This is a genomic window from Pseudomonas sp. LPH60, assembly GCF_030718165.1.
GTDB classification, from domain to species: Bacteria; Pseudomonadota; Gammaproteobacteria; order Pseudomonadales; family Pseudomonadaceae; genus Aquipseudomonas; species Aquipseudomonas danubii.
Map to the genome: position 1 here is coordinate 25,321 of NZ_JAVAJH010000005.1, position 18,003 is coordinate 43,323.

Consider the following 18,003-nt stretch of genomic DNA (forward strand, 5'->3'; position numbering starts at 1 on the left):
CCATCAGGCTGATGCGCTGGAGCGTTGTGCGCTTTTGGTTTTTGCCGGCGCAGGCTTGCCAGCAAAGGTGTCCGCCAGACCGCCTTGCTCTCAAGGATTCTGCAAAAACACCACATAGCCCCTGAACCAGGGGCTATCGCGCAGCGCCTGGGGCTCCTGCCAGTCACCGCCCTGGATCAGGCCGACCTTGTAGGGCAGGCCCATGCGGTCCAGGCGCGGCAGGTAGCTGGCGTAGTTGGGGATGCTGCGGCGGCCCTGGTAGGTCTGCACCACCACTTCATCCACGACGCCCTTGAGCTGGCCGATGGCTTGCGGATCGGCGTTGCTGCCCCAGTCCATCAGGCCGGTGATGCTCAGGCGGTAGTGCGCCGGCAGGCGCTGGCGCAGGTCGCGCAGGAAACTCGCGTAGCCTTCGAGGTCGCGGGTGCTGCTGTCGAAATCGATCTGGATGCCCATCACCGGCGTGCCCGTGGCTTGCCAGCGCTGCACCTGGCCAAGCAACTGGCGATACAGCGACTCCGGCCAGGCCAGGGTATGGGCGCGATAGACCACCCAGACCTGTTCCTGGGGCAACTGCGACACCGGCAGGCCCTGGGCGATGAGCTCGACACCGCGTCCGGGATGGCGCCGCGAGCGACTGATCTGCCCCTGGAGGATGTATAGGCTCTTGGCCTGGGCCAGCACGGGCTGGGTCTTGACTCCACTCCACAGCCAGAAGGCGTCGTATTGCGCCGCGTCTACGGTGGCGCCTGCCGGTGCTGCCCAGTACAGGCACAGTGACAGCAGGCAGCCGGCCAGGCGTTTTGGATTCACCAGTAGTAACGCAGCGACTGGCCCCATTGGGTGTCCCCCAACTTGCCCTTGAGCTGGCGGAACCAGGCCTTGCGCACGGCCGGCTCGACGCCGGCGCCGCCACAACGGTTGTTGCCGGAGGAGGCGTAGCAGTAGATGGCCCGGTACAGGGCGTAGGCGCGTTCGTCACGGCTGGCCTTGGGGTTGTTGATCACCACTTGATAGCCGTCGAGTCGCGAGAACGGCTTGCCGGGGAAGGTGTCCTGGGTGCCGCCCAGGGACTGGGCGTTGGGTGGCGTGTCCAGGGGCATCTGGTCGAAGTTGTTCAGGCGCATGAACTCCCCGAGGCAGAGCAGCCCGGCCGGCGCTTTCGGGTCACGCTCAAGGAGCGCGGCAGTCTCCACCAGGCTCGGGCACCGGTAGTCGGGGGTTTGCGCTTCGGGCTGTGCGCCATTCCAGTGGAAATCCTGCAATGGCGTGGTACTGAGGTAGATGTAGCCCAGGCTGGCGGGAAGACTGGCGTCGGGCAGGGTGGGCGGCAGTTGCTCGTAGTCCTGGCCGAAGGCCGCGTACTGGCCGCGGGTCAGGTCCTTGTACAGCAGGATAAAGCGCGCGGCGTTGCGCTCTTCTGCCGAGTCGGCCTTCTGCGCCTGTTGGCGCAGCAGTTTGGGCGAGGCCACCTGGCGCAGGAGAATGGCGCGCACCTGGGCGGTCTTGATCGGCGAGTCGGCGGCGAACACCTTGTCCAGTTGGCCGCTGCGCTCGTAGGTGTAGGCCAGGGCCAGTTCCAGCTGTTCGCGTTGCAGCGGTTGCTGGGCCAGGGGCAGCAATTGCAGCCACAGCGCCTCGGCGCCTTTCCAGTCCTGTTGGGCCTGCATTGCCAGGCCACGCAGGGTCTGCTGGCTGAAGCTCAGGTAGTCCAGGTGCGCTGGCAACTGGCTGGGCAGTTGCTTGAGCGCCGTGGCCGGTTGCTGCTCGACATACAGGCTGAAGGCGGCCTGCAGATAATCGAACAGTGCCGGTTGCCCTTCGAACAGGGCTTTTTGCTGTTGCAGGGTGTCGCGGGTCAATGCCGCCGGCGTGGCGCCGCGCATGTGCATCAGGTCCTTGACCGCCAGCAGCAGCGGGGCCTTGAAGTTGTCTTCGGGCAGGCTCAGCAGTTTGTAGTCGACTTCTTCCACCAGGTCGTCCAGACGCATGTTGCGCGGGGTGCCCGGCGCCTGGGTCAGTTGCCGGGCGTAGTCGTCGGCCAGGGCCGGGGTGTCGCCCGTCAGCCAGTGCACACGCCGGATCAGGCCTTTGGCGGACACGGCGTAACGGCCCTGTGGATAAGCCTTCAGGTAGGCCTCGAAACCGGCGCCGGCCTGTTGCAGGACGGCTTTGTCCACATGCTCCAGATTGACCATGCTCCATTCATCGAAGGCGTTCTGCTGGGCCAGGTTGAGGGTGGTGCGCGGGCTCATGTAGGCCGCGGTTTCGGCCAGCCAGGGCTGGGGATTGTCCTTGAGCGCGGCAAAACCGTTGCCGGCTTCGCTGAAGCGGCCGCTGTAGAAGTCGGCGGCGGCCTGCAGGTAGCTGGCGAACGCCTTGGCCGTTGTCGAGTTCAGGTTGCCTGGCAGCAGCTTGCTCATTTCGCTGGCGTTCCAGCTGCAGCTGGCCAGCAGTTGCACCCGGGCTTCGGCCAGGGCCTGGCGTTCTTCCGGGCTCAGTGGCGCCTGGTTGAGCTGCTCGACAAAGGCCAGGGCGCTGGCGTCCGAGTTGCTGCGGCAGCGGCTGCCTTCTCCGGAGAGAAAGCTGTCCCCGGCGGTTTCCTTGCTGTCGCGACGCAGGCCCACGGCCTCCAGCAGGCTGTCGAGCTGCTCGGTGGCGGGCGAGGGGCCGGGCTTGGGTGGGTTGCCCGTGTCAGGGTCGAGTTCGGGCTGCGCCGGGTGCAGGCGATAGTGCATGAAGGGCACGGGACCGTAGCCCATGCCCAGGTCATCCTGGGTCAAGGCCCTGGGAGTCAGAGGCAGACTGCCCTGGTCGGCCAGCAGCAGCCGCAGGTTGACCCGGCTGTCGTTGCCCGGGCTGAGAAAGGGCAGGTTGCTGCAGGCGTCCAGCTGGTTGGAGTAGAGCTTCCAGCTCGGTGAGCAGATGTCGTCCGAGCTGGCCTGGGCCAGGGCGGCAAACAAGGTGCCCAGGGCCAGGGTCAATGATGGAAGAAGACCGATACGCATGAATTGTCCTTAATTCGCAAAGCCGCGAGGGAGCACCTTGAAGATGGGCGAATCATACAGAAGGCCTGGAGGCACACCTATGCAGCCAGCGAAGATTCCGATGTTTTGCAACGGCTGTCGGGCCTGTCTGGGCTTTGCGGTTTTCCAGGCAAAAGAAGATGCTGTGCCGGTCATTGCAGCCACGTCATGCGGGTGAGGGGAGCTGGGAATGGAATTTCGCAAAGCGCCGGATCTGGTCGGGCGTTTGTCGCCGCAGGCGATGATGCAGCAGGGCGCTGGGCTGCAGCGGCTGGCCCGGCGGGTGCTGGAATACGGGTTGCTGCCGATCTTTCTGCTGGCCGCCGGCATCCGCTTCTATGACCTGACGGCGGCCGCCATCTGGGGCGACGAGGGTTCCAGTCTGTTGCTCAGCCAGTATTCCCTGATGGAGATCTGGCGGCATGCCGCTCGCGATGTCCACCCGCCGCTGTATTTCATGCTGCTGCATGGCTGGATCGCACTGTTTGGCGACGGCATTTTGTCGGTGCGAATGTTCAGCGCCGTGCCGGGGATTGTCACGGTGGGGTTGGGTGTCTGGCTGGTGGCGCTGCTGGCAGGCCGACGAGCGGCGATTCTCGCCGGGGTGCTCCTGGCGTTGCTGCCCACCGCCGTGCGCTACAGCCAGGAAGTGCGCATGTATGCCCTGCTGGGCATGTTGCTGCTGGGGGCGACCCTGGCCCTGGCGTACTGGGTACGCCAGCCTCGGCGCCGGCGCTACCTGCTGGTCTACAGCCTGTTGTTGGCGCTGGCGTTCTACACCCATTACTTCACGGTGCTCTGTGTTCTGGCCCATTGGCTGTACCTGGGGCTATCGGGCGCCCGGGGCGAGGACGGTCGGCGGTTGCTTGGGCGGCCGGTCTGGTGGCTGGCCAATACCCTGGTGGTGCTGTTGTACCTGCCCTGGGTTCCCGAGCTGCTGGAGCTGCTGCGGCACCTGGACGAGTTGAAGGCCGGCGGCGATGTGGGCTGGGAACCTGCGGTGACCTGGTCGTCCCTGCCGGCCATGGTCTGGCAGCTGTTGCTCCAGGACGAAGGCGATAGCCTGCCCTGGCCGCTGTTCGTGGGGTTGCCGCTACTGGTGTTGCTGGTCTGTCTGGTGCCCGTGTGGCGTGACGACTCGCGGACCCGGCTGGGCGGGCTGCTGACGAGTTTTACCCTGGTGCCGCTGTTGCTGGTGTTTGCGGTGTCGTTCATTTCCCCGGTGTTCATCGAACGCTACCTGACGGCCTATGCCCTGGGCCTGCCGTTGATCGTGGCAATGGTCATCGACCGCTGGCTGCGCACCGCGCGACTGCTGGCCCTGGCCCTGTTGCTGGTCTTCGTGGGGATCGAAGCCCAGGGGCTGCGAAACAACACCGATGTCGACGTCAACGACCAGATCAGCGTGATGGTGGATTACGTCAACACCCACTACGCCCCGGGCGACCGCATCGTCATCAGCGACATGCTCTGGTACTTGAGCTACGTCTACTACAACCGCACCGATGCTCAGCCGTTGTTGTATACGCCACCGTTGTCGGGGGGCGCCTCCGGCAGGCCGAACGCCTATGGTTTCGGCACCCTGATCGACCAGCCGGATGAGGTCTACCTGGATCAACTGGGCTCGTTGCCAGTGGGCAGCGGCCGGGTCTGGCTGGTGGGTACCGACGATCCGTCCGAGGAGTTCACGCCCTTGCCGGCCGGCTGGCACACAGTCAGCGAGTTCGCTGCAGGCAGCACCCGGGCCCGACTGTTTGTCATGTGCGCCTCTGTGGCAGCGCGTTGCAGCTCGCGCTGAGTGCGTTGAATGCCGTTCGGAAGTTGCGCGGTGCGGCAACCCTGGCCCGACCTAGACTCATTTGAGGGAACGTCAACCTGCCGCCTCGAACCGGTTTCGGGGCACCGAGGTGCATCATGCGTATGGCAAGAACCGTGCAACGCAGCCTGGAGCTGGCGCATTGCGAATTTGACCTGATAACTCACCCTCACTCGGCCAGCAGCCTGGAGACCGCACGCGTGGCGGGGGTTCCCGCGCAGCGGCTGGCCAAGTCGGTGATTCTCGACGATCACCACGGTCACTACCTGATGGCGGTATTGCCCGCCAGCCGGCATCTGGATTTGAGCAAGGTCCGCGGCAGCGGTGAATGGCAGATCACCCGGGAAAGCACCCTGGCCCATCTGTTCAACGACTGCGAGCGCGGCGCGGTACCGGCTCTTGGCGAATCCTACGGCCTGGATGTCGTCATCGACCCCTGCCTGACCCGGCAGAAAGACATCTATCTGGAGGCCGGCAATCACCACAACCTGGTGCACATGAGCATGGCCCAGTACCTGAAAATGGTGCCCCACGCCCAGGTTTGCGAAGTGTCTCACTGATCAGGAGTCAGACCATGGAATCACCGACCCACAATCTGCCGGCGCTGTTCAAGCAACTGGGGCTGGCCGATGACCCGGTGAGCATTGATCGATTCATCGCTACCCATTCCCCGCTGAAACCGGAGTTGCACCTGGCGGACGCGTTCTTCTGGAGCAAGAGCCAGGCGGATTTCCTGCGCACGGAACTGCTCGACGACGCGGACTGGGCCGAGGTGGTGGATCAGTTGGATGTGTTGTTGAGGAAGGGGCGAGGGGGCTGATGAGCTGCAGTTGTTGATGTGGACTATTTAGACCAGAATCACGACCTGAATTGAGGTCATGATTATGCAAAGTATTCTGGCTGACAAAGCCGTCAGCGTATCTGAGTTGAAGAAAAACCCTTCTGCCGTCTTGAGTGGTGCCCAGGGCGGGCCAGTGGCGGTGTTGAATCACAACCGTGTCATGGGCTACATGGTTCCGGCCGAGGTTTTCGAAGCGTTGATGGAACGCCTGGATGATCTGGAGTTGGCCGAAATCGTTCGCGCGCGCAGCCATGAGACGCCCGTTCCGGTCAGTCTGGATGACTTATAGGCTTGAGTTTCTGCCTTCGGCACACAAGGAATGGAGCAAGTTGGGGCATACGCTTCGAGAGCAATTCAAGAAAAAGCTCGCCGAACGGCTTGAGGTGCCGCGAATCCCCGCTGATGCCCTGCACGGGCTTGCCGATTGCTACAAAATCAAACTCAAGGCTTCGGGCTACCGGTTGGTATATCAAGTGATCGAAGAACGCGTCGTGGTTTGCGTGGTTGCGGTAGGCAAGCGCGAGCGTGGCGCTGTGTACGAGCAGGCCAGGAAACGCTGAGGTTTGCTGGCAAGCGGTGTTTCTCCATCATCAGGTAATTGTTACAAAACTTGACTGAATTTATTCGGCGATGCCATATTGATAGTTAGCAAACTAACAGTGTGCGAACAGTCTTGTGCCTCATTCCCTTGAATCACTCCACATGAACATCAGCAGTGGCATGGTGGTCGCGTCCCGGCATTGGCGGCGTATCTGCCAGACCACCCTGGTCAACTTTGGCATCTCCGAAGCCTGTGCGGTGCCCCTGTTGATGATCGGGCGCCTGGGCGAGGGCGTGCGTCAGGTCACGGTGGCCCAGGCCGCGGGGATGGAAAGCCCATCCCTGGTGCGTTTGCTGGATCAACTGTGCAGCGCCGGCTACGTGTGCCGCAGTGAAGACCCCAACGATCGCCGGGCCAAATGCCTGAGCCTGACCGACAGCGGCCGCGAGCTGGTGCACGCCGTGGAGAGCGAGTTGGTGCGCCTGCGCCATGAAGTCCTCGAAGGCATCAGTAGCAGCGACCTGGAAGCGGCACTGCGGGTGATTCGCGCCTTCGAGTCCGCCAGCCATGTACCGGCGCTGCCATCTTGAAAGGCTTTTTCACCGGCATGCCCCCCGCGCGGGACTGGTTCTACGGTGTACGCACTTTCGCCGCCTCGATGATCGCGCTGTACATCGCCATGCTGATGCAGATGCCGCGTCCCTATTGGGCCATGGCCACGGTGTACATCGTCTCCAGCCCCTTTGTCGGCCCCACCAGTTCCAAGGCGCTGTATCGGGCGGTCGGCACCTTTCTTGGCGCGGCGGCGGCGGTGCTGCTGGTGCCGATGTTCGTGCAGAGTCCCTATGTGCTGGTGCTGATCATCGCCCTGTGGACCGGGATCTTGCTGTTCCTGTCCATGCATTTGCGCACTGCCAACAACTACGCCCTGATGCTGGCCGGCTACACCTTGCCGTTGATTGCCCTGCCGGTGGTGGACAACCCCCTGGCGGTGTGGGATGTGGCCGAGGCACGAACCGAGGAAATCTTCCTCGGCATCATTTGTGCTGCGGTCATCGGCAGCCTGTTCTGGCCCCGGCGGCTGGCCCCGGTGTTCGTCGATTCCACCAGCCAGTGGTTCGCCGATGCCGCGCGCTACAGCCAGCGCTTCCTGGCCCGCAACGTCCAGCCTGAAGAAATCAGCGCCCTGCGTGCATCGATGGTGGGCACCTTCAACAGCCTGGAGTTGATGATCGGCCAGTTGCCCCACGAAGGCGTCCGGCCGCAGACGGTGCGCAACACCAAGGAATTGCGCGGACGGATGATCCACCTGCTGCCGGTGGTGGATGCCTTGGATGACGCCCTGTACGCCCTGGAACGACGCGCCCCGGAACGGGTGGCGCAATTTGCCCCCTTGCTGGCCAAGGCCCAAGCGTGGCTGCAAGGCACCGCCCTTGATGCCTCGGTGCAACACTGGCAAGCCCTGCGCAGTGAGCTCGAAGCCCTGCAGCCGAGCGCCGAAGCCCTGGATGACCGACGCCAATTGCTGTTCTCCAATGCCCTGTACCGCCTCGGCGAGTGGATCGACTTGTGGCAGGACTGCCGCAGCCTGCAGCACGCCATCCAGTGCGAAAGCCAGGACACCTGGCGCGCGGTCTACCGGCATTGGCGCCTGGGCCGGCTGACGCCCTTTCTCGATCGCGGGCTGATGCTGTATTCGGCGGGCTCGACGGTGCTCGCAATCATCGTCGCCTCGGTGCTGTGGATACTCCTGGGCTGGACCGACGGCGGCAGCGCGGTGATCCTCGCGGCGGTGGCCTGCAGCTTCTTCGCCTCCATGGACGACCCGGCGCCGCAGATCTATCGGTTCTTCTTCTGGACCGCGATGTCGGTGCTGTTCGCCAGCCTCTACCTGTTCCTGATCCTGCCCAACCTGCATGACTTCCCCATGCTGGTGCTGGCTTTTGCCGTGCCCTTTATCTGCGTCGGCACCCTGACGGTACAACCGCGGTTCTACCTGGGCATGCTCCTGACCATCGTCAACACCTCGTCCTTCATCAGCATCCAGGGCGCCTACGACGCGGACTTCCTGAGTTTTGCCAACGCCAACCTGGCCGGGCCCATGGGCCTGCTGTTTGCCTTTGTCTGGACCCTCATCGCCCGGCCGTTCGGCTCGGAGCTGGCGGCCAAGCGCCTGACCCGCTTCAGCTGGCGCGACATCGTCAGCCTCTCCGAGCCGGCAACCCTGGCCGAGCACCGGCACATGGGCGCGCAGATGCTCGACCGGCTGATGCAGCACCTGCCGCGCCTGGCCATGACCGGCCAGGACACCGGCGCCGCCCTGCGGGAGTTGCGCGTGGCGCTCAATGTCCTGGACCTGCAGGCCTACGCGCCACGGGTGCAAGGACAGGCCCAGACCCTGCTGCGCCGGGTGGTGGCGGAGGTCGGCGAATACTTCAAGGCCTGCCTCAAGGCCGGTGAGCGCGTGCCCGCACCCAGTGCCTTGCTGATGACCCTGGATCGCACTCGGCGAGCGCTCAACAGCCAGGGCCTGCAAGGCGACGACGAAACCCGCCTGCACCTGCTGCACGCCCTCAGTGGCCTGCGCCTGGCGCTGCTGCCGGGGGTGGAATTCGTCGCCACCGGCGAGCTTGAACAACCCCTTCCCCATGGCATTGATGGAGCGCCCTTGTGATCGGTGATCTGGATATCAGCGGGGTGTTCCTGCCCACGCTGCTGGTGCTGATGGGCATCACCTATGGCTTGTACCTGTTGGTGCACGGGGTGCTGACGCGCTTGCACTTTTATCGTCTGGTCTGGCACCGGGCGCTGTTCAACGTGGGTCTCTACGCGCTGCTGTTGGGCGCGGTGGACTCTCTGAGTCGATACCTGATGACATGAAAAAACCTTTATTGACCATTGGCCGTGTGGTCCTGACGTTACTGGTGGTGACCTTCGCGGTCGTGGTGGTCTGGCGCATGGTGATGTACTACATGTTCGCGCCCTGGACCCGGGACGGGCACATCCGCGCCGATATCGTGCAGATCGCCCCGGACGTGTCCGGGCTGATCCAGCAGGTGGAGGTGCGCGACAACCAGCTGGTCAAGCGCGGCCAGGTGCTGTTCAGCATCGACCAGGACCGCTTCAAGCTGGCCCTGCGCCAAGCCAAGGCGGCCCTGGCCGACCGCCAGGAAACCCTGGCCCAGGCCCAGCGCGAGGCCAGGCGCAACCGTGGCCTGGGCAACCTGGTGCCGCGCGAGCAACTGGAAGAGAGCCAGTCCCGCGAGGCCCGTGCCCAGTCGGCCCTGGCCGAGGCCCAGGTGGCAGTGGACAGCGCCCAGCTCAACCTCGACCGCTCGGTGGTGCGCAGCCCGGTGGAGGGCTACGTCAATGACCGTGCGCCACGGACCCAGGAGTTCGTTACCGCTGGCCGGCCGGTGCTGTCGGTGGTGGACAGCAATTCCTTTCATATCGATGGTTACTTCGAAGAAACCAAGCTCGATGGCATTCATGTTGGTCAGGCGGTGGACATCCGTGTGATCGGCGATCGCGCGCGGCTGCGCGGGCATGTGGAAAGTATCGTCGCCGGGATCGAGGACCGTGACCGCAGCAGCGGTTCCAACCTGTTGCCCAACGTCAACCCGGCCTTCAGCTGGGTACGCCTGGCGCAACGGATTCCGGTGCGGATCGCCTTTGATGACGTGCCGGCGGACTTCCGCATGATCGCCGGGCGCACCGCCACGGTGTCGATCCTCGACGACCAGGCCAAGCGGGAGCCCAGCCAATGAACAGCGGCGCACGTTTGGCCCTGGCCGGACTCGGCCTGCTGCTCACGGCCTGTCAGATGGTCGGGCCGGATTACCGTCTGCCCAAGGACGCGGCGCTGCAACGCCAGGACCTGCAGGGCCAATTGGCCGCCCAGGGCGCCAATGTGGTGTCGGCGCCGGTGCCCGCCGACTGGTGGCGCCTGTACCAGGACCCGCGTCTGGACCAGTTGGTGCAGCAGGCCCTGGCCTCCAACACCGACTTGCGCGTGGCCGCGGCCAACCTGGCTCGGGCCCGGGCTCAGGTGGATGAGGCCCAGGCAGCCGGTGGCTGGAGCGGCGGGGTCAAGGCCGGGGTCGAACGTTTGCAGGAATCCGGCGAGGCCTTCCTGCTGCCGGAAAAAGTGCCGGTGGCCAACGTCGGCAACCTGTCCATCAGCACCTCTTACCAGTTCGACCTGTTCGGTACCCTGCAACGCGGCATCGAAGCGGCCCAGGCCAATGCCGACGCGACCCAGGCTGCGGCTGACACCGCCCGCATCACCCTGGTGGCGGATGTGGTGCGCGCCTACACCCAGGTCTGCGCGGCCAACGAGGAGCGGGAAATCGCCGAGCACTCCCTGCGCCTGCAAGCCCAGAGCACCGAACTGACCCAGCGCCTGCGCGATGCCGGGCGCGGCGACGAAACCCAGGTCACCCGTTCCCAGACCCAGTTCAAATCCCTGCGCGCCGAGTTGCCGCGCTATGAAGCCGCGCGCCAGTCGGGGCTGTTTCGCCTGTCGATGCTGCTGGCCAAACCGCTGGATCAACTGCCCGCTGGCACCGGCACGTGCGCCGAGTTACCGCACATCGCCCAACTGTTGCCGGTGGGCGATGGCGCGGCGCTGCTCAAGCGGCGTCCCGATGTACGGCAAGCCGAGCGTCAACTGGCCGCCGCCACCGCGCGCATCGGGGTGGCCACCGGGGCCCTGTACCCGGACATCAGCATTGGCGCGACGGTCGGCACCGTGGGCATCCTCGACAACCTCGGCAAGCCCTCCACCAACCGCTGGGGCTTCGGCCCGCTGATCAGCTGGAGCGTGCCGGCCAACGGCGCCCGTGAACGCATTCATGAGGCCGAAGCGGCGAGCCAGGGCGCCCTGGCCCATTTCGACGGAGTCGTGCTCAACGCCATTCGTGAAACCCAGACCGGCCTGGCCCAGTACAGCGCCCAGCTGCAACGCCGCGATGCTCTGGCGGATGCCGAGCAGTCGGCGCAACTGGCGGCGGACCAGACTCACCGTTTCTTCCAGGCCGGGCGCGCTTCCTTCCTCGCCGACCTGCAAGCCACCCGCACCTACACCGATATGCGCGCGCAATTGGCAGCGGCCAACACCCAGGTGGCAATGAGTCAGATCGATCTGTTCCTGGCCCTGGGCGGCGGTTGGGAAAGCGGACGAACGCAAGGCTCGCAACCCGCGAAACCCTGAGGCCGTTGCTATGCTTTGATCAGTTGGAACAGTCCCGCGTGCAATGGACTTTCCAGCCGATCAAAGCATGTGATGGTCATGGGGATTCCAATAATGAAAAACCCTTATGCTCCGGGCTTCTGGTGTGCGCTCTGTGCACTGGTGCTGCTGTCTGCCACCTACTTCTACGGCATCATGCTGGCCCACCAGATCGACAAGGCCATGGTGTTCCTCGACAGCGCCAGCGCGCTGATCGCGGTGTTGGCCATCGGTGTGGTGGCCTGGGCCTCGTGGCAAAGTCAGAAAATCAAGAAAAGACAGCTCGAACAGAGCAAGACCCTGGTGATGATCTGGGACACCAAGGTGGCTCTGCGCCGGGTTGAGACCGTGTTCGACCGTTACTTCTGGGGCAGCTACTGGCAGCCGGGGCGGACCTTCGCCGAAGTCATGGGCGAACTCACCGGCACCCCGCTGGAAAAGAGCCTGGAAGCTCTGAAAAAGCAGTGCATCCTGCTGGACAAACAGGCCGATGACGGACGCCATTGGCTGAACAATGCCCGGGAGCTGTCGGATGTCGCCACCGCCATGGCGCGGGAGCGATACCAGCTGGATTTCTGTGATCCCCGCGGCGAATCCCGTGGCAACAGCCCGGTGATCGATCGTGACTTCGAAGTACTGGTCTACACCTGGAGCGCCCGTCTCAAGAGCTTCGACCATCAACTCGACGCCCTGGAAGTCCAATACTCCTGAGCTGCAAGCCTCAAGCCTCAAGCCCCAAGCCGCCTGCTGCCTTTAGCTTGCAGCTTGGCGCTTGAGGCTTGGTGCTTTTTAGCTTTTGTTGGGCTCGCGCTAGCCGCCAATGGTAATCTGCGCCGGTTTTGCGCGGAGTCGAGCCGCAACCCGTCATGGGTTCAGGGAAGACGAGCACACCTTCAAACAACGGATATTGATCGGGTCAGACATGAATAAATCAGCAGGCGTACTGTTAGGAATCGTCGTCGCGGTAGGTGTCATCAGTGCCGGCGGCGCCTGGTACACCGGCACCAAGCTGGAAGGGGTTCTGCAGCAGCAGGTGGTTGAAAGCAACAAGGAGCTGCAAGCGGCGCTGATCGGCTATGACGCCACCGCTACCCTGGAACTGGTGTCCCTGGAGCGTGGCGTGTTCAGCAGCGACGCCCGCTACCGCCTCAAGACCCAGGGCGAGGTGTTCAACGGTGGGCTGGAACTGATGATCGCCGACCACATCGAACACGGCCCGCTGCCTTTCTCGCGCCTGATCCGTCTCAAGTGGCTGCCCGTCATGGCGTCCAGTCATTTCCAACTGGAAAATAATGCCCAGACCGACAAGTGGTTTGCCGCCACCAAGGGTGCTGCACCGTTCAAGGGCGTGGTCAATGTTGGCTATGACCTGTCCGCCGAGGGCACTGTGGATTTCGCCCCGATGGAGCTGGCCCGGGATGAGCTGAACAACCTCAAGTTCTCCGGTCTGAACGCCACCTTCAGCGTCAGCGAAAACCGCCAGAAAGCCAAGGTCGACGGCTACATGGACAGCCTGAGCCTGTTCCTCAGCTCGCCGGATAAAGCACCGCTCAAACTGGAAATCAACGGCCTGACCCTGGCCAGCAACCTGCAAAAGAGCAGCTTCGACTACTACCTGGGGCAGAACACCCTGGAGCTCACCAGCACCAAGGCTACCTTCGGTGACAAGCAGTCGGTGCTGACCCTGAAGAACTTCGAACAGAAGACCTCCAGCGAAGAAACCGGCAGCACGGTAGCGGGCCGCGCGGATTACCGAGTGGGCGAAATCGCCTTCGACGGCAAGACCGTGGGTTCGGCCGAGATGCTCTGGAGCATGAAGAACCTCGACAGCCAGGGCATGCTCGATCTGGTCCAGGTCTACCAGACCGTGCTGCAGCCGTATCAGCAGGCGACCAACGAGGCGACTGCCGAGGGCGAACCGGCACCGGAACTGCAAATGAGCGACGCCGAGCAGGTCAAGGTACGTGCCGCGGTGAACAAGGTCCTGGAAGCCAAACCACAGATCGCCCTGGAAAGCCTGGCATTCAAGACCGCTGGTGGTGAAAGCCGCTTCAGCCTGAGCCTGGACCTGGCCAAGCCGCAGAGCCTGGAACTGCCGCCGGCTGAGCTGGGCAAGCAACTGATCAGCCAGCTGGACGCCAAGCTGTCGCTGTCCAAGCCGATGCTGGCCGACGTCGCCGCCTTGCAGGCCCAGGCCGAAGGCCAGACCGACGCCAAGCAAATCGCCGAGCAAAGCGCCGCCACCGCGGAAATGCTCAGCGCCATGGCCCTGGCCACTCAGTTGGCCAAGCTGGAAGGCAATGCGGTGGTGTCGTCGCTGCACTACGCCAATAACGAAGTGAATTTCAACGGCCAGAAGATGACCGTCGAGCAGTTCGTGGGTTTTGTCATGAGCAAAATGGGCGGTGCTGGCACCCTGCAGTAAGCCCTAAGTGGGGGCGTCTCTGGCGCCCTCCGACCGCGAAGCCCAACGCCCGGCGCTGTTCAACAGCCCGGGCGTTTTGCTGTCCGGAGAGTGGTCGTCATGCAGTGTTTGCGCCTCAGTCCTGAGGAGGTAGGGCAGGCGTCGCTGATGGTTGAGCTGGCGCCAAGAGCGACTCATCTGTACTCGCGGGGAGTGGGATATTCCTGTTCTTGCGGAATCAGACTGTGGGCGCCGTCCAAATCACCTAGCTGAATAAGCCGATGAATCTCGTGAGCCAGGGGCGTGACATCAGTGATGCGTTTTATCCACTGGTTTACATACAACTGCACGGCCTCCTTGCTCAGGCCGATCTGGATCGCGCGGTGTTCCTGGGGCCGCAGGTACAGGTCGCGCTCCGGGTCCCACTGGATCCGTACCGGTGACTGGTCTTTCAACTTCAACCACTCTTCCTTGCTCATGGACTCGTCGGCATGGCTCAGGCAGCCGTTGGCCAGGGCCCATTCAAAGCCTTCGCGGCTGATGTCGATGGCCAGGATGCGGGCCTGTCCGGCGTCTTTGTAGCCCCAGCCGGCGCGGTACATCATCCATAGGAAAGACGGCTTTATCCAGGTCATGCGCTCCATCTTGAAGGGCGGGGAGACGAAGGTGCCGTGGGCCAGGGCGGCGTCGGCGATGCTGTCGGAGTAGGCCTGGTAGACGCGGATGGTGTCGGCGTCGTAGAGCGCGCGGATCTGGCGCTGGGGGAGTTCTGTTGCGGGTTTATGCATGGCATTTCCTTATGAAAAGCGGGCGGCCGGGAAGCCGCCCGGGGGTGGATAGAGTACGGATTGTTGACAACAGTGTCGTTGACTGCGACTGGCATGAGCACCGAGTCGACTGTATTTCCAGGTGTTTACCCAGACCGCTTTTGGCGAACGGTCGGCTAGCCTGTATGTACATTTGTAAATACGGAATTGCTCATGTACTTTGAATGGGACGAGGCCAAGAACCACGCCAACCTGCTCAAGCACGGCATCGATTTCAACGATGCCGTGCTGATGTTCCAGCGTCCGGTGCTGTCCTTGCGCGATGAGCGCCTGGACTACGGGGAGGAGCGCTGGGTCAGCCTCGGTTGGATCAGGACCCTGGTGGGCGTGGTGGTCCATACCGAGCGGCGGGGTCATGCGGTGCGCATTATCTCGGCGCGAAAAGCCACTAAACGGGAGGCTAAATATTATGTCCAACGGATCGAAAACTGACGGATCGAAAACGGATTGGGATCGCCTGGCGAAAGCCGATGACCAGAGCATCGATACGTCAGATATTCCCGAGCTGGATGACGATTTCTTTCGCCGCGCCGAGGTGCACCTGCCGGGCAAGAAGGCCGTGACCATTCGCCTGGACGCCGATGTGCTGGAGTGGTTCAAGGGCCAGGGCGCGGGTTATCAGACGCGGATCAACCAACTGCTGCGTCAGTACATGCAGGCCCATCGAGGCTGAGGGCCTGCCGCGTCATGTCGGGCGCAGTGTCTGGCCGGCCGTGAACTGTGCTCGCGATCGCGGTCGGACTCTGAAATATCCATTTACAACTACCCCTGTCCTCAAGCTCAATCTCCCCGCGCCGTGCACGAAGGAGCGCGCTCTTTTGTGCAGGCTATAGTCCTCTGGCCTCCTGATCTCATCTGCAAAAGGTGCTTTCGTATGTCTCGCTTTGCCTCACGCAATACTTGGCTGGCCGCTGGTGCCGTGCTGCTGTGCCTGCAGTTTCCCGTGCAGGCCCAGGAGCGTTTTACCCTGAACATCCCTGGGGTCTCGGATGACCGGCTGTTCACCACCGGCAATGCCAGTGATGCCAAGGGCTGTGGCGGGCACAACAACTCCCCGGCCCTGAACTGGACCGCAGGCCCCACCGGCACCTTGAGCTACGCCATCGTCATGCACGACCCGGACGGCGCCAAGGGCCAGGGTGTGGATCACTGGGTGCATTACGGCATCAAGTCCAGCACTCGGCAGATTCCAGCCGGAGCGGGCACCAAGCCGACTCTGGAAGGTGTGGGCGGCCTCAACAGCCGCAACGGTACTTCCTACATGGGCCCATGCCCGCCAGTGGGTGACAGCGCGCACCACTACATCATCCAGATCTACGCCCTGGATCTGGCGCCGGATGCCCTGCCTGCCGGGCTGACCCGGGCTCAGTTGCTGGAGAAGATCAACGGCCACGTGTTGCGCAATAGCAGTGTGGTGCGCCGCTACTCTCGCTGAGTGAATTTTTTTCCGTGGCTTAACCCGAATGGCTCAGGGGCTTCGTCTGAAGGGGGGAATGGATCATTTCTTCCCGAGGTCAGCCCCCATGTCCCTTCCCGTGCATTTCCTTCGTCCGGTCGCCCAGGGTTTCGCCGCCGGTCTGTTGCTGGCGGTTGCCGGCTGTGGTGTGTCGTCCAAGCCCGAATCCGCCGCCGGGTCGTCAACCCAGGGAGCATTGCAGGCTGCGCCTGAAGCGCAGTACGAGGCGCGACACGCCGATGCCGCCATGACCAAGCGCGTGGCGCATCCCATGAGGTTGTCGGCACCGATGCCGGCGCCCATCGCCGCCCGTGATTCGATCATGGCCGGTTACCGCGACGAGGCCCGTGAGCAGTACCAGAAGTTGCCGGACAACCCGATCCACAGCGTTGCCCAAGCACCGGTCTCGACCTTCAGCGCCGACGTCGATACCGGTGCTTATGCCAATGTCCGCCGCTTGCTCAACCAGGGCAGCCTGCCGCCGGAAGGCGCGGTGCGCCTGGAGGAGCTGGTCAACTATTTCCCCTACGATTACGCCCTGCCCAGCGACGGTTCGCCCTTCGGCGTGACCACCGAGTTGGCGCCCTCGCCGTGGAATCCCCACACCCGCTTGCTGCGCATCGGCATCAAGGCATCGGATCGCGCGGTGGCAGAGTTGGCCCCGGCCAATCTGGTGTTTTTGGTGGACGTCTCCGGTTCCATGGACCGCCGCGAAGGCCTGCCCCTGGTGAAAAGCACCCTCAAGCTGCTGGTGGATCAACTGCGGAATCAGGACCGGGTGTCGCTGGTGGTTTACGCCGGCGAATCGCGAGTGGTGCTGGAGCCCACCTCCGGACGCGACAAGGCGAAGATTCGCAGCGCCATCGACCAGCTCAGCGCAGGCGGTTCCACGGCTGGCGCCTCGGGCATCCAGCTGGCCTACCAGATGGCCCAGCAGGGTTTTATCCACAAGGGCATCAACCGCATCCTGTTGGCCACCGACGGTGACTTCAACGTCGGCATCAGCGACTTCGACAGCCTCAAGGCCATGGCCGCCGAGAAGCGCAAGAGCGGTGTCTCCCTCACCACTCTGGGTTTCGGTGTGGATAACTACAACGAGCACCTGATGGAGCAACTGGCCGATGCCGGTGACGGCAACTACGCCTACATCGATAACCTGCGCGAAGCGCGCAAGGTACTGGTGGACCAGCTCAGTTCGACCCTGGCGGTGGTGGCCAAGGACGTGAAGCTGCAAGTGGAGTTCAACCCGGCCCAAGTCAGCGAATACCGTCTGCTGGGTTATGAGAACCGTGCCCTCAAGCGTGAAGATTTCAGCAACGACAAAGTGGACGCAGGGGAAATCGGCGCTGGGCATACGGTGACCGCGTTGTATGAAATCGTCCCGGCGGGCGAGAAGGGCTGGCTGGAGCCCCTGCGTTATGCACAGGCCAAGGCGCCGCAGCAGGGTGGCAAGAATGGTGAACTGGCGATGCTGCGGGTGCGCTACAAGGCGCCGGAAGGTGGCAGTAGCCGCTTGATCGAACGGCCGATCAGCGCGCAGCAGCCGGCTAAACTGACTGAGGCCAGCCCCGACCTGCGCTTCGCCGCTGCGGTGGCGGCGTTCTCCCAGCAGCTCAAGGACGGCCGCTACACCGGCAACTTCAGCCTGACCGACACCGCCAAGCTGGCCCGGGGCGCCAAGGGCGAAGATCCTTACGGACTGCGCGGCGAGTTCGTACAACTGGTGGAGCTGGCGCAAAGCCTGCAAACTCAGGCGCCGAAAACCCAGGCGGGAAATGCGCCCCAGGCCGAGGCGCAGCCCGTGGACATGAGCCAGGTGCAGAGCCGCCTTGAATAGCCACATCACGAGCAGTGAACAGGAG

At 63.5% G+C, this 18,003-nt stretch carries 19 protein-coding genes; 16 read left to right on the forward strand and 3 right to left on the reverse strand.

Annotation, left to right across the window (positions count from 1 at the left end; translation table 11 throughout):
* Positions 1-90: 90 nt before the first annotated feature.
* On the reverse strand, positions 91-840 hold the full coding sequence (locus Q8O96_RS18605) for a DUF3142 domain-containing protein (protein ID WP_115581329.1): 750 nt from the start codon (positions 838-840) through the stop codon (positions 91-93).
* Entirely contained in the window at positions 810-3,008 is a 2,199-nt protein-coding gene (locus Q8O96_RS18610) for an outer membrane assembly lipoprotein YfiO (protein WP_305949205.1), read from the reverse strand. Before Q8O96_RS18610 ends, Q8O96_RS18605 begins: the two co-directional genes overlap by 31 nt.
* Positions 3,009-3,216: 208 nt before the next feature.
* Here Q8O96_RS18610 and Q8O96_RS18615 point away from each other — a divergent pair, with 208 nt between their 5' ends.
* The 12 genes from Q8O96_RS18615 (at position 3,217) to Q8O96_RS18670 (ending at position 13,879) form a co-directional block, all read left to right on the forward strand.
* On the forward strand, positions 3,217-4,824 hold the full coding sequence (locus Q8O96_RS18615; RefSeq protein WP_207166856.1) for a glycosyltransferase family 39 protein: 1,608 nt from the start codon (positions 3,217-3,219) through the stop codon (positions 4,822-4,824).
* 116 nt (positions 4,825-4,940) lie between these two features.
* Positions 4,941-5,402 carry an aminoacyl-tRNA deacylase gene (locus tag Q8O96_RS18620; RefSeq protein ID WP_102862557.1) on the forward strand — a complete coding sequence of 154 codons (462 nt, stop codon included), beginning with the start codon at positions 4,941-4,943 and terminating at the stop codon, positions 5,400-5,402.
* 14 nt (positions 5,403-5,416) lie between these two features.
* Positions 5,417-5,662, forward strand: coding sequence for a DUF2789 domain-containing protein (locus Q8O96_RS18625; RefSeq protein ID WP_102862558.1), 246 nt, complete (start codon positions 5,417-5,419; stop codon positions 5,660-5,662).
* A 64-nt stretch (positions 5,663-5,726) separates the two neighbouring features.
* Positions 5,727-5,972: a type II toxin-antitoxin system Phd/YefM family antitoxin gene (locus tag Q8O96_RS18630; protein WP_060841856.1), complete on the forward strand. Its 246-nt coding sequence runs from the start codon at positions 5,727-5,729 to the stop codon at positions 5,970-5,972.
* A complete protein-coding gene (locus Q8O96_RS18635; RefSeq protein ID WP_102862559.1) occupies positions 5,962-6,243 on the forward strand; it encodes a type II toxin-antitoxin system RelE/ParE family toxin in 282 nt (93 codons plus the stop codon). The genes Q8O96_RS18630 and Q8O96_RS18635 overlap by 11 nt, the downstream gene beginning before the upstream one ends.
* Positions 6,244-6,385: 142 nt before the next feature.
* Positions 6,386-6,814: a MarR family winged helix-turn-helix transcriptional regulator gene (locus tag Q8O96_RS18640; RefSeq protein WP_102862560.1), complete on the forward strand. Its 429-nt coding sequence runs from the start codon at positions 6,386-6,388 to the stop codon at positions 6,812-6,814.
* Positions 6,811-8,898, forward strand: coding sequence for an FUSC family protein (locus tag Q8O96_RS18645; RefSeq protein WP_305949206.1), 2,088 nt, complete (start codon positions 6,811-6,813; stop codon positions 8,896-8,898). Before Q8O96_RS18640 ends, Q8O96_RS18645 begins: the two co-directional genes overlap by 4 nt.
* The gene (locus Q8O96_RS18650; RefSeq protein WP_011058538.1) at positions 8,895-9,104 is read left to right on the forward strand and encodes a DUF1656 domain-containing protein; all 210 of its coding nucleotides are present in this window, start codon (positions 8,895-8,897) and stop codon (positions 9,102-9,104) included. Before Q8O96_RS18645 ends, Q8O96_RS18650 begins: the two co-directional genes overlap by 4 nt.
* Complete coding sequence (locus Q8O96_RS18655) at positions 9,101-9,991, forward strand: HlyD family secretion protein (protein ID WP_305949207.1); 891 nt, start codon at positions 9,101-9,103, stop codon at positions 9,989-9,991. Before Q8O96_RS18650 ends, Q8O96_RS18655 begins: the two co-directional genes overlap by 4 nt.
* Positions 9,988-11,436, forward strand: a complete 1,449-nt coding sequence (locus Q8O96_RS18660) for an efflux transporter outer membrane subunit (protein WP_207815692.1) — start codon at positions 9,988-9,990, stop codon at positions 11,434-11,436. Before Q8O96_RS18655 ends, Q8O96_RS18660 begins: the two co-directional genes overlap by 4 nt.
* 93 nt (positions 11,437-11,529) lie before the next feature.
* Positions 11,530-12,165 carry an NADH:ubiquinone oxidoreductase subunit N gene (locus tag Q8O96_RS18665; protein ID WP_102862564.1) on the forward strand — a complete coding sequence of 212 codons (636 nt, stop codon included), beginning with the start codon at positions 11,530-11,532 and terminating at the stop codon, positions 12,163-12,165.
* Positions 12,166-12,376: 211 nt separating this feature from the next.
* Positions 12,377-13,879 (forward strand): YdgA family protein, encoded by a 1,503-nt coding sequence (locus Q8O96_RS18670; protein WP_207166859.1) that lies wholly within the window; start codon positions 12,377-12,379, stop codon positions 13,877-13,879.
* A 173-nt stretch (positions 13,880-14,052) separates the two neighbouring features.
* On the opposite strand, the gene Q8O96_RS18675 is transcribed toward Q8O96_RS18670, so the two are convergent.
* Complete coding sequence (locus Q8O96_RS18675; protein WP_102862566.1) at positions 14,053-14,646, reverse strand: DUF4291 domain-containing protein; 594 nt, start codon at positions 14,644-14,646, stop codon at positions 14,053-14,055.
* 192 nt (positions 14,647-14,838) lie between these two features.
* On the opposite strand from Q8O96_RS18675, the gene Q8O96_RS18680 reads away from it, so the two are divergent.
* The 4 genes from Q8O96_RS18680 to Q8O96_RS18695 all read left to right on the forward strand — a co-directional run bounded on the left by Q8O96_RS18680 (position 14,839) and on the right by Q8O96_RS18695 (position 17,978).
* The gene (locus Q8O96_RS18680; RefSeq protein ID WP_102882683.1) at positions 14,839-15,117 is read left to right on the forward strand and encodes a BrnT family toxin; all 279 of its coding nucleotides are present in this window, start codon (positions 14,839-14,841) and stop codon (positions 15,115-15,117) included.
* Positions 15,095-15,358 carry a BrnA antitoxin family protein gene (locus Q8O96_RS18685; protein ID WP_102862568.1) on the forward strand — a complete coding sequence of 88 codons (264 nt, stop codon included), beginning with the start codon at positions 15,095-15,097 and terminating at the stop codon, positions 15,356-15,358. The genes Q8O96_RS18680 and Q8O96_RS18685 overlap by 23 nt, the downstream gene beginning before the upstream one ends.
* Before the next feature lie 201 nt (positions 15,359-15,559).
* Complete coding sequence (locus tag Q8O96_RS18690) at positions 15,560-16,120, forward strand: YbhB/YbcL family Raf kinase inhibitor-like protein (protein ID WP_102862569.1); 561 nt, start codon at positions 15,560-15,562, stop codon at positions 16,118-16,120.
* An 88-nt stretch (positions 16,121-16,208) separates the two neighbouring features.
* The gene (locus tag Q8O96_RS18695; RefSeq protein WP_305949208.1) at positions 16,209-17,978 is read left to right on the forward strand and encodes a VWA domain-containing protein; all 1,770 of its coding nucleotides are present in this window, start codon (positions 16,209-16,211) and stop codon (positions 17,976-17,978) included.
* Positions 17,979-18,003: the final 25 nt, after the last annotated feature.

Excerpts from the sequence above, each read along its gene's own strand:
- Q8O96_RS18605 (WP_115581329.1), bottom strand. The coding sequence starts at position 840 with ATGGGGCCAGTCGCTGCGTTACTACTGGTGAATCCAAAACGCCTGGCC.
- Q8O96_RS18610 (WP_305949205.1), bottom strand. The coding sequence starts at position 3,008 with ATGCGTATCGGTCTTCTTCCATCATTGACCCTGGCCCTGGGCACCTTG.
- Q8O96_RS18615 (WP_207166856.1), top strand. The coding sequence starts at position 3,217 with ATGGAATTTCGCAAAGCGCCGGATCTGGTCGGGCGTTTGTCGCCGCAG.
- Q8O96_RS18620 (WP_102862557.1), top strand. The coding sequence starts at position 4,941 with ATGCGTATGGCAAGAACCGTGCAACGCAGCCTGGAGCTGGCGCATTGC.
- Q8O96_RS18625 (WP_102862558.1), top strand. The coding sequence starts at position 5,417 with ATGGAATCACCGACCCACAATCTGCCGGCGCTGTTCAAGCAACTGGGG.
- Q8O96_RS18630 (WP_060841856.1), top strand. The coding sequence starts at position 5,727 with ATGCAAAGTATTCTGGCTGACAAAGCCGTCAGCGTATCTGAGTTGAAG.
- Q8O96_RS18635 (WP_102862559.1), top strand. The coding sequence starts at position 5,962 with ATGACTTATAGGCTTGAGTTTCTGCCTTCGGCACACAAGGAATGGAGC.
- Q8O96_RS18640 (WP_102862560.1), top strand. The coding sequence starts at position 6,386 with ATGAACATCAGCAGTGGCATGGTGGTCGCGTCCCGGCATTGGCGGCGT.
- Q8O96_RS18655 (WP_305949207.1), top strand. The coding sequence starts at position 9,101 with ATGAAAAAACCTTTATTGACCATTGGCCGTGTGGTCCTGACGTTACTG.
- Q8O96_RS18660 (WP_207815692.1), top strand. The coding sequence starts at position 9,988 with ATGAACAGCGGCGCACGTTTGGCCCTGGCCGGACTCGGCCTGCTGCTC.
- Q8O96_RS18665 (WP_102862564.1), top strand. The coding sequence starts at position 11,530 with ATGAAAAACCCTTATGCTCCGGGCTTCTGGTGTGCGCTCTGTGCACTG.
- Q8O96_RS18670 (WP_207166859.1), top strand. The coding sequence starts at position 12,377 with ATGAATAAATCAGCAGGCGTACTGTTAGGAATCGTCGTCGCGGTAGGT.
- Q8O96_RS18675 (WP_102862566.1), bottom strand. The coding sequence starts at position 14,646 with ATGCATAAACCCGCAACAGAACTCCCCCAGCGCCAGATCCGCGCGCTC.
- Q8O96_RS18680 (WP_102882683.1), top strand. The coding sequence starts at position 14,839 with ATGTACTTTGAATGGGACGAGGCCAAGAACCACGCCAACCTGCTCAAG.
- Q8O96_RS18685 (WP_102862568.1), top strand. The coding sequence starts at position 15,095 with ATGTCCAACGGATCGAAAACTGACGGATCGAAAACGGATTGGGATCGC.
- Q8O96_RS18690 (WP_102862569.1), top strand. The coding sequence starts at position 15,560 with ATGTCTCGCTTTGCCTCACGCAATACTTGGCTGGCCGCTGGTGCCGTG.
- Q8O96_RS18695 (WP_305949208.1), top strand. The coding sequence starts at position 16,209 with ATGTCCCTTCCCGTGCATTTCCTTCGTCCGGTCGCCCAGGGTTTCGCC.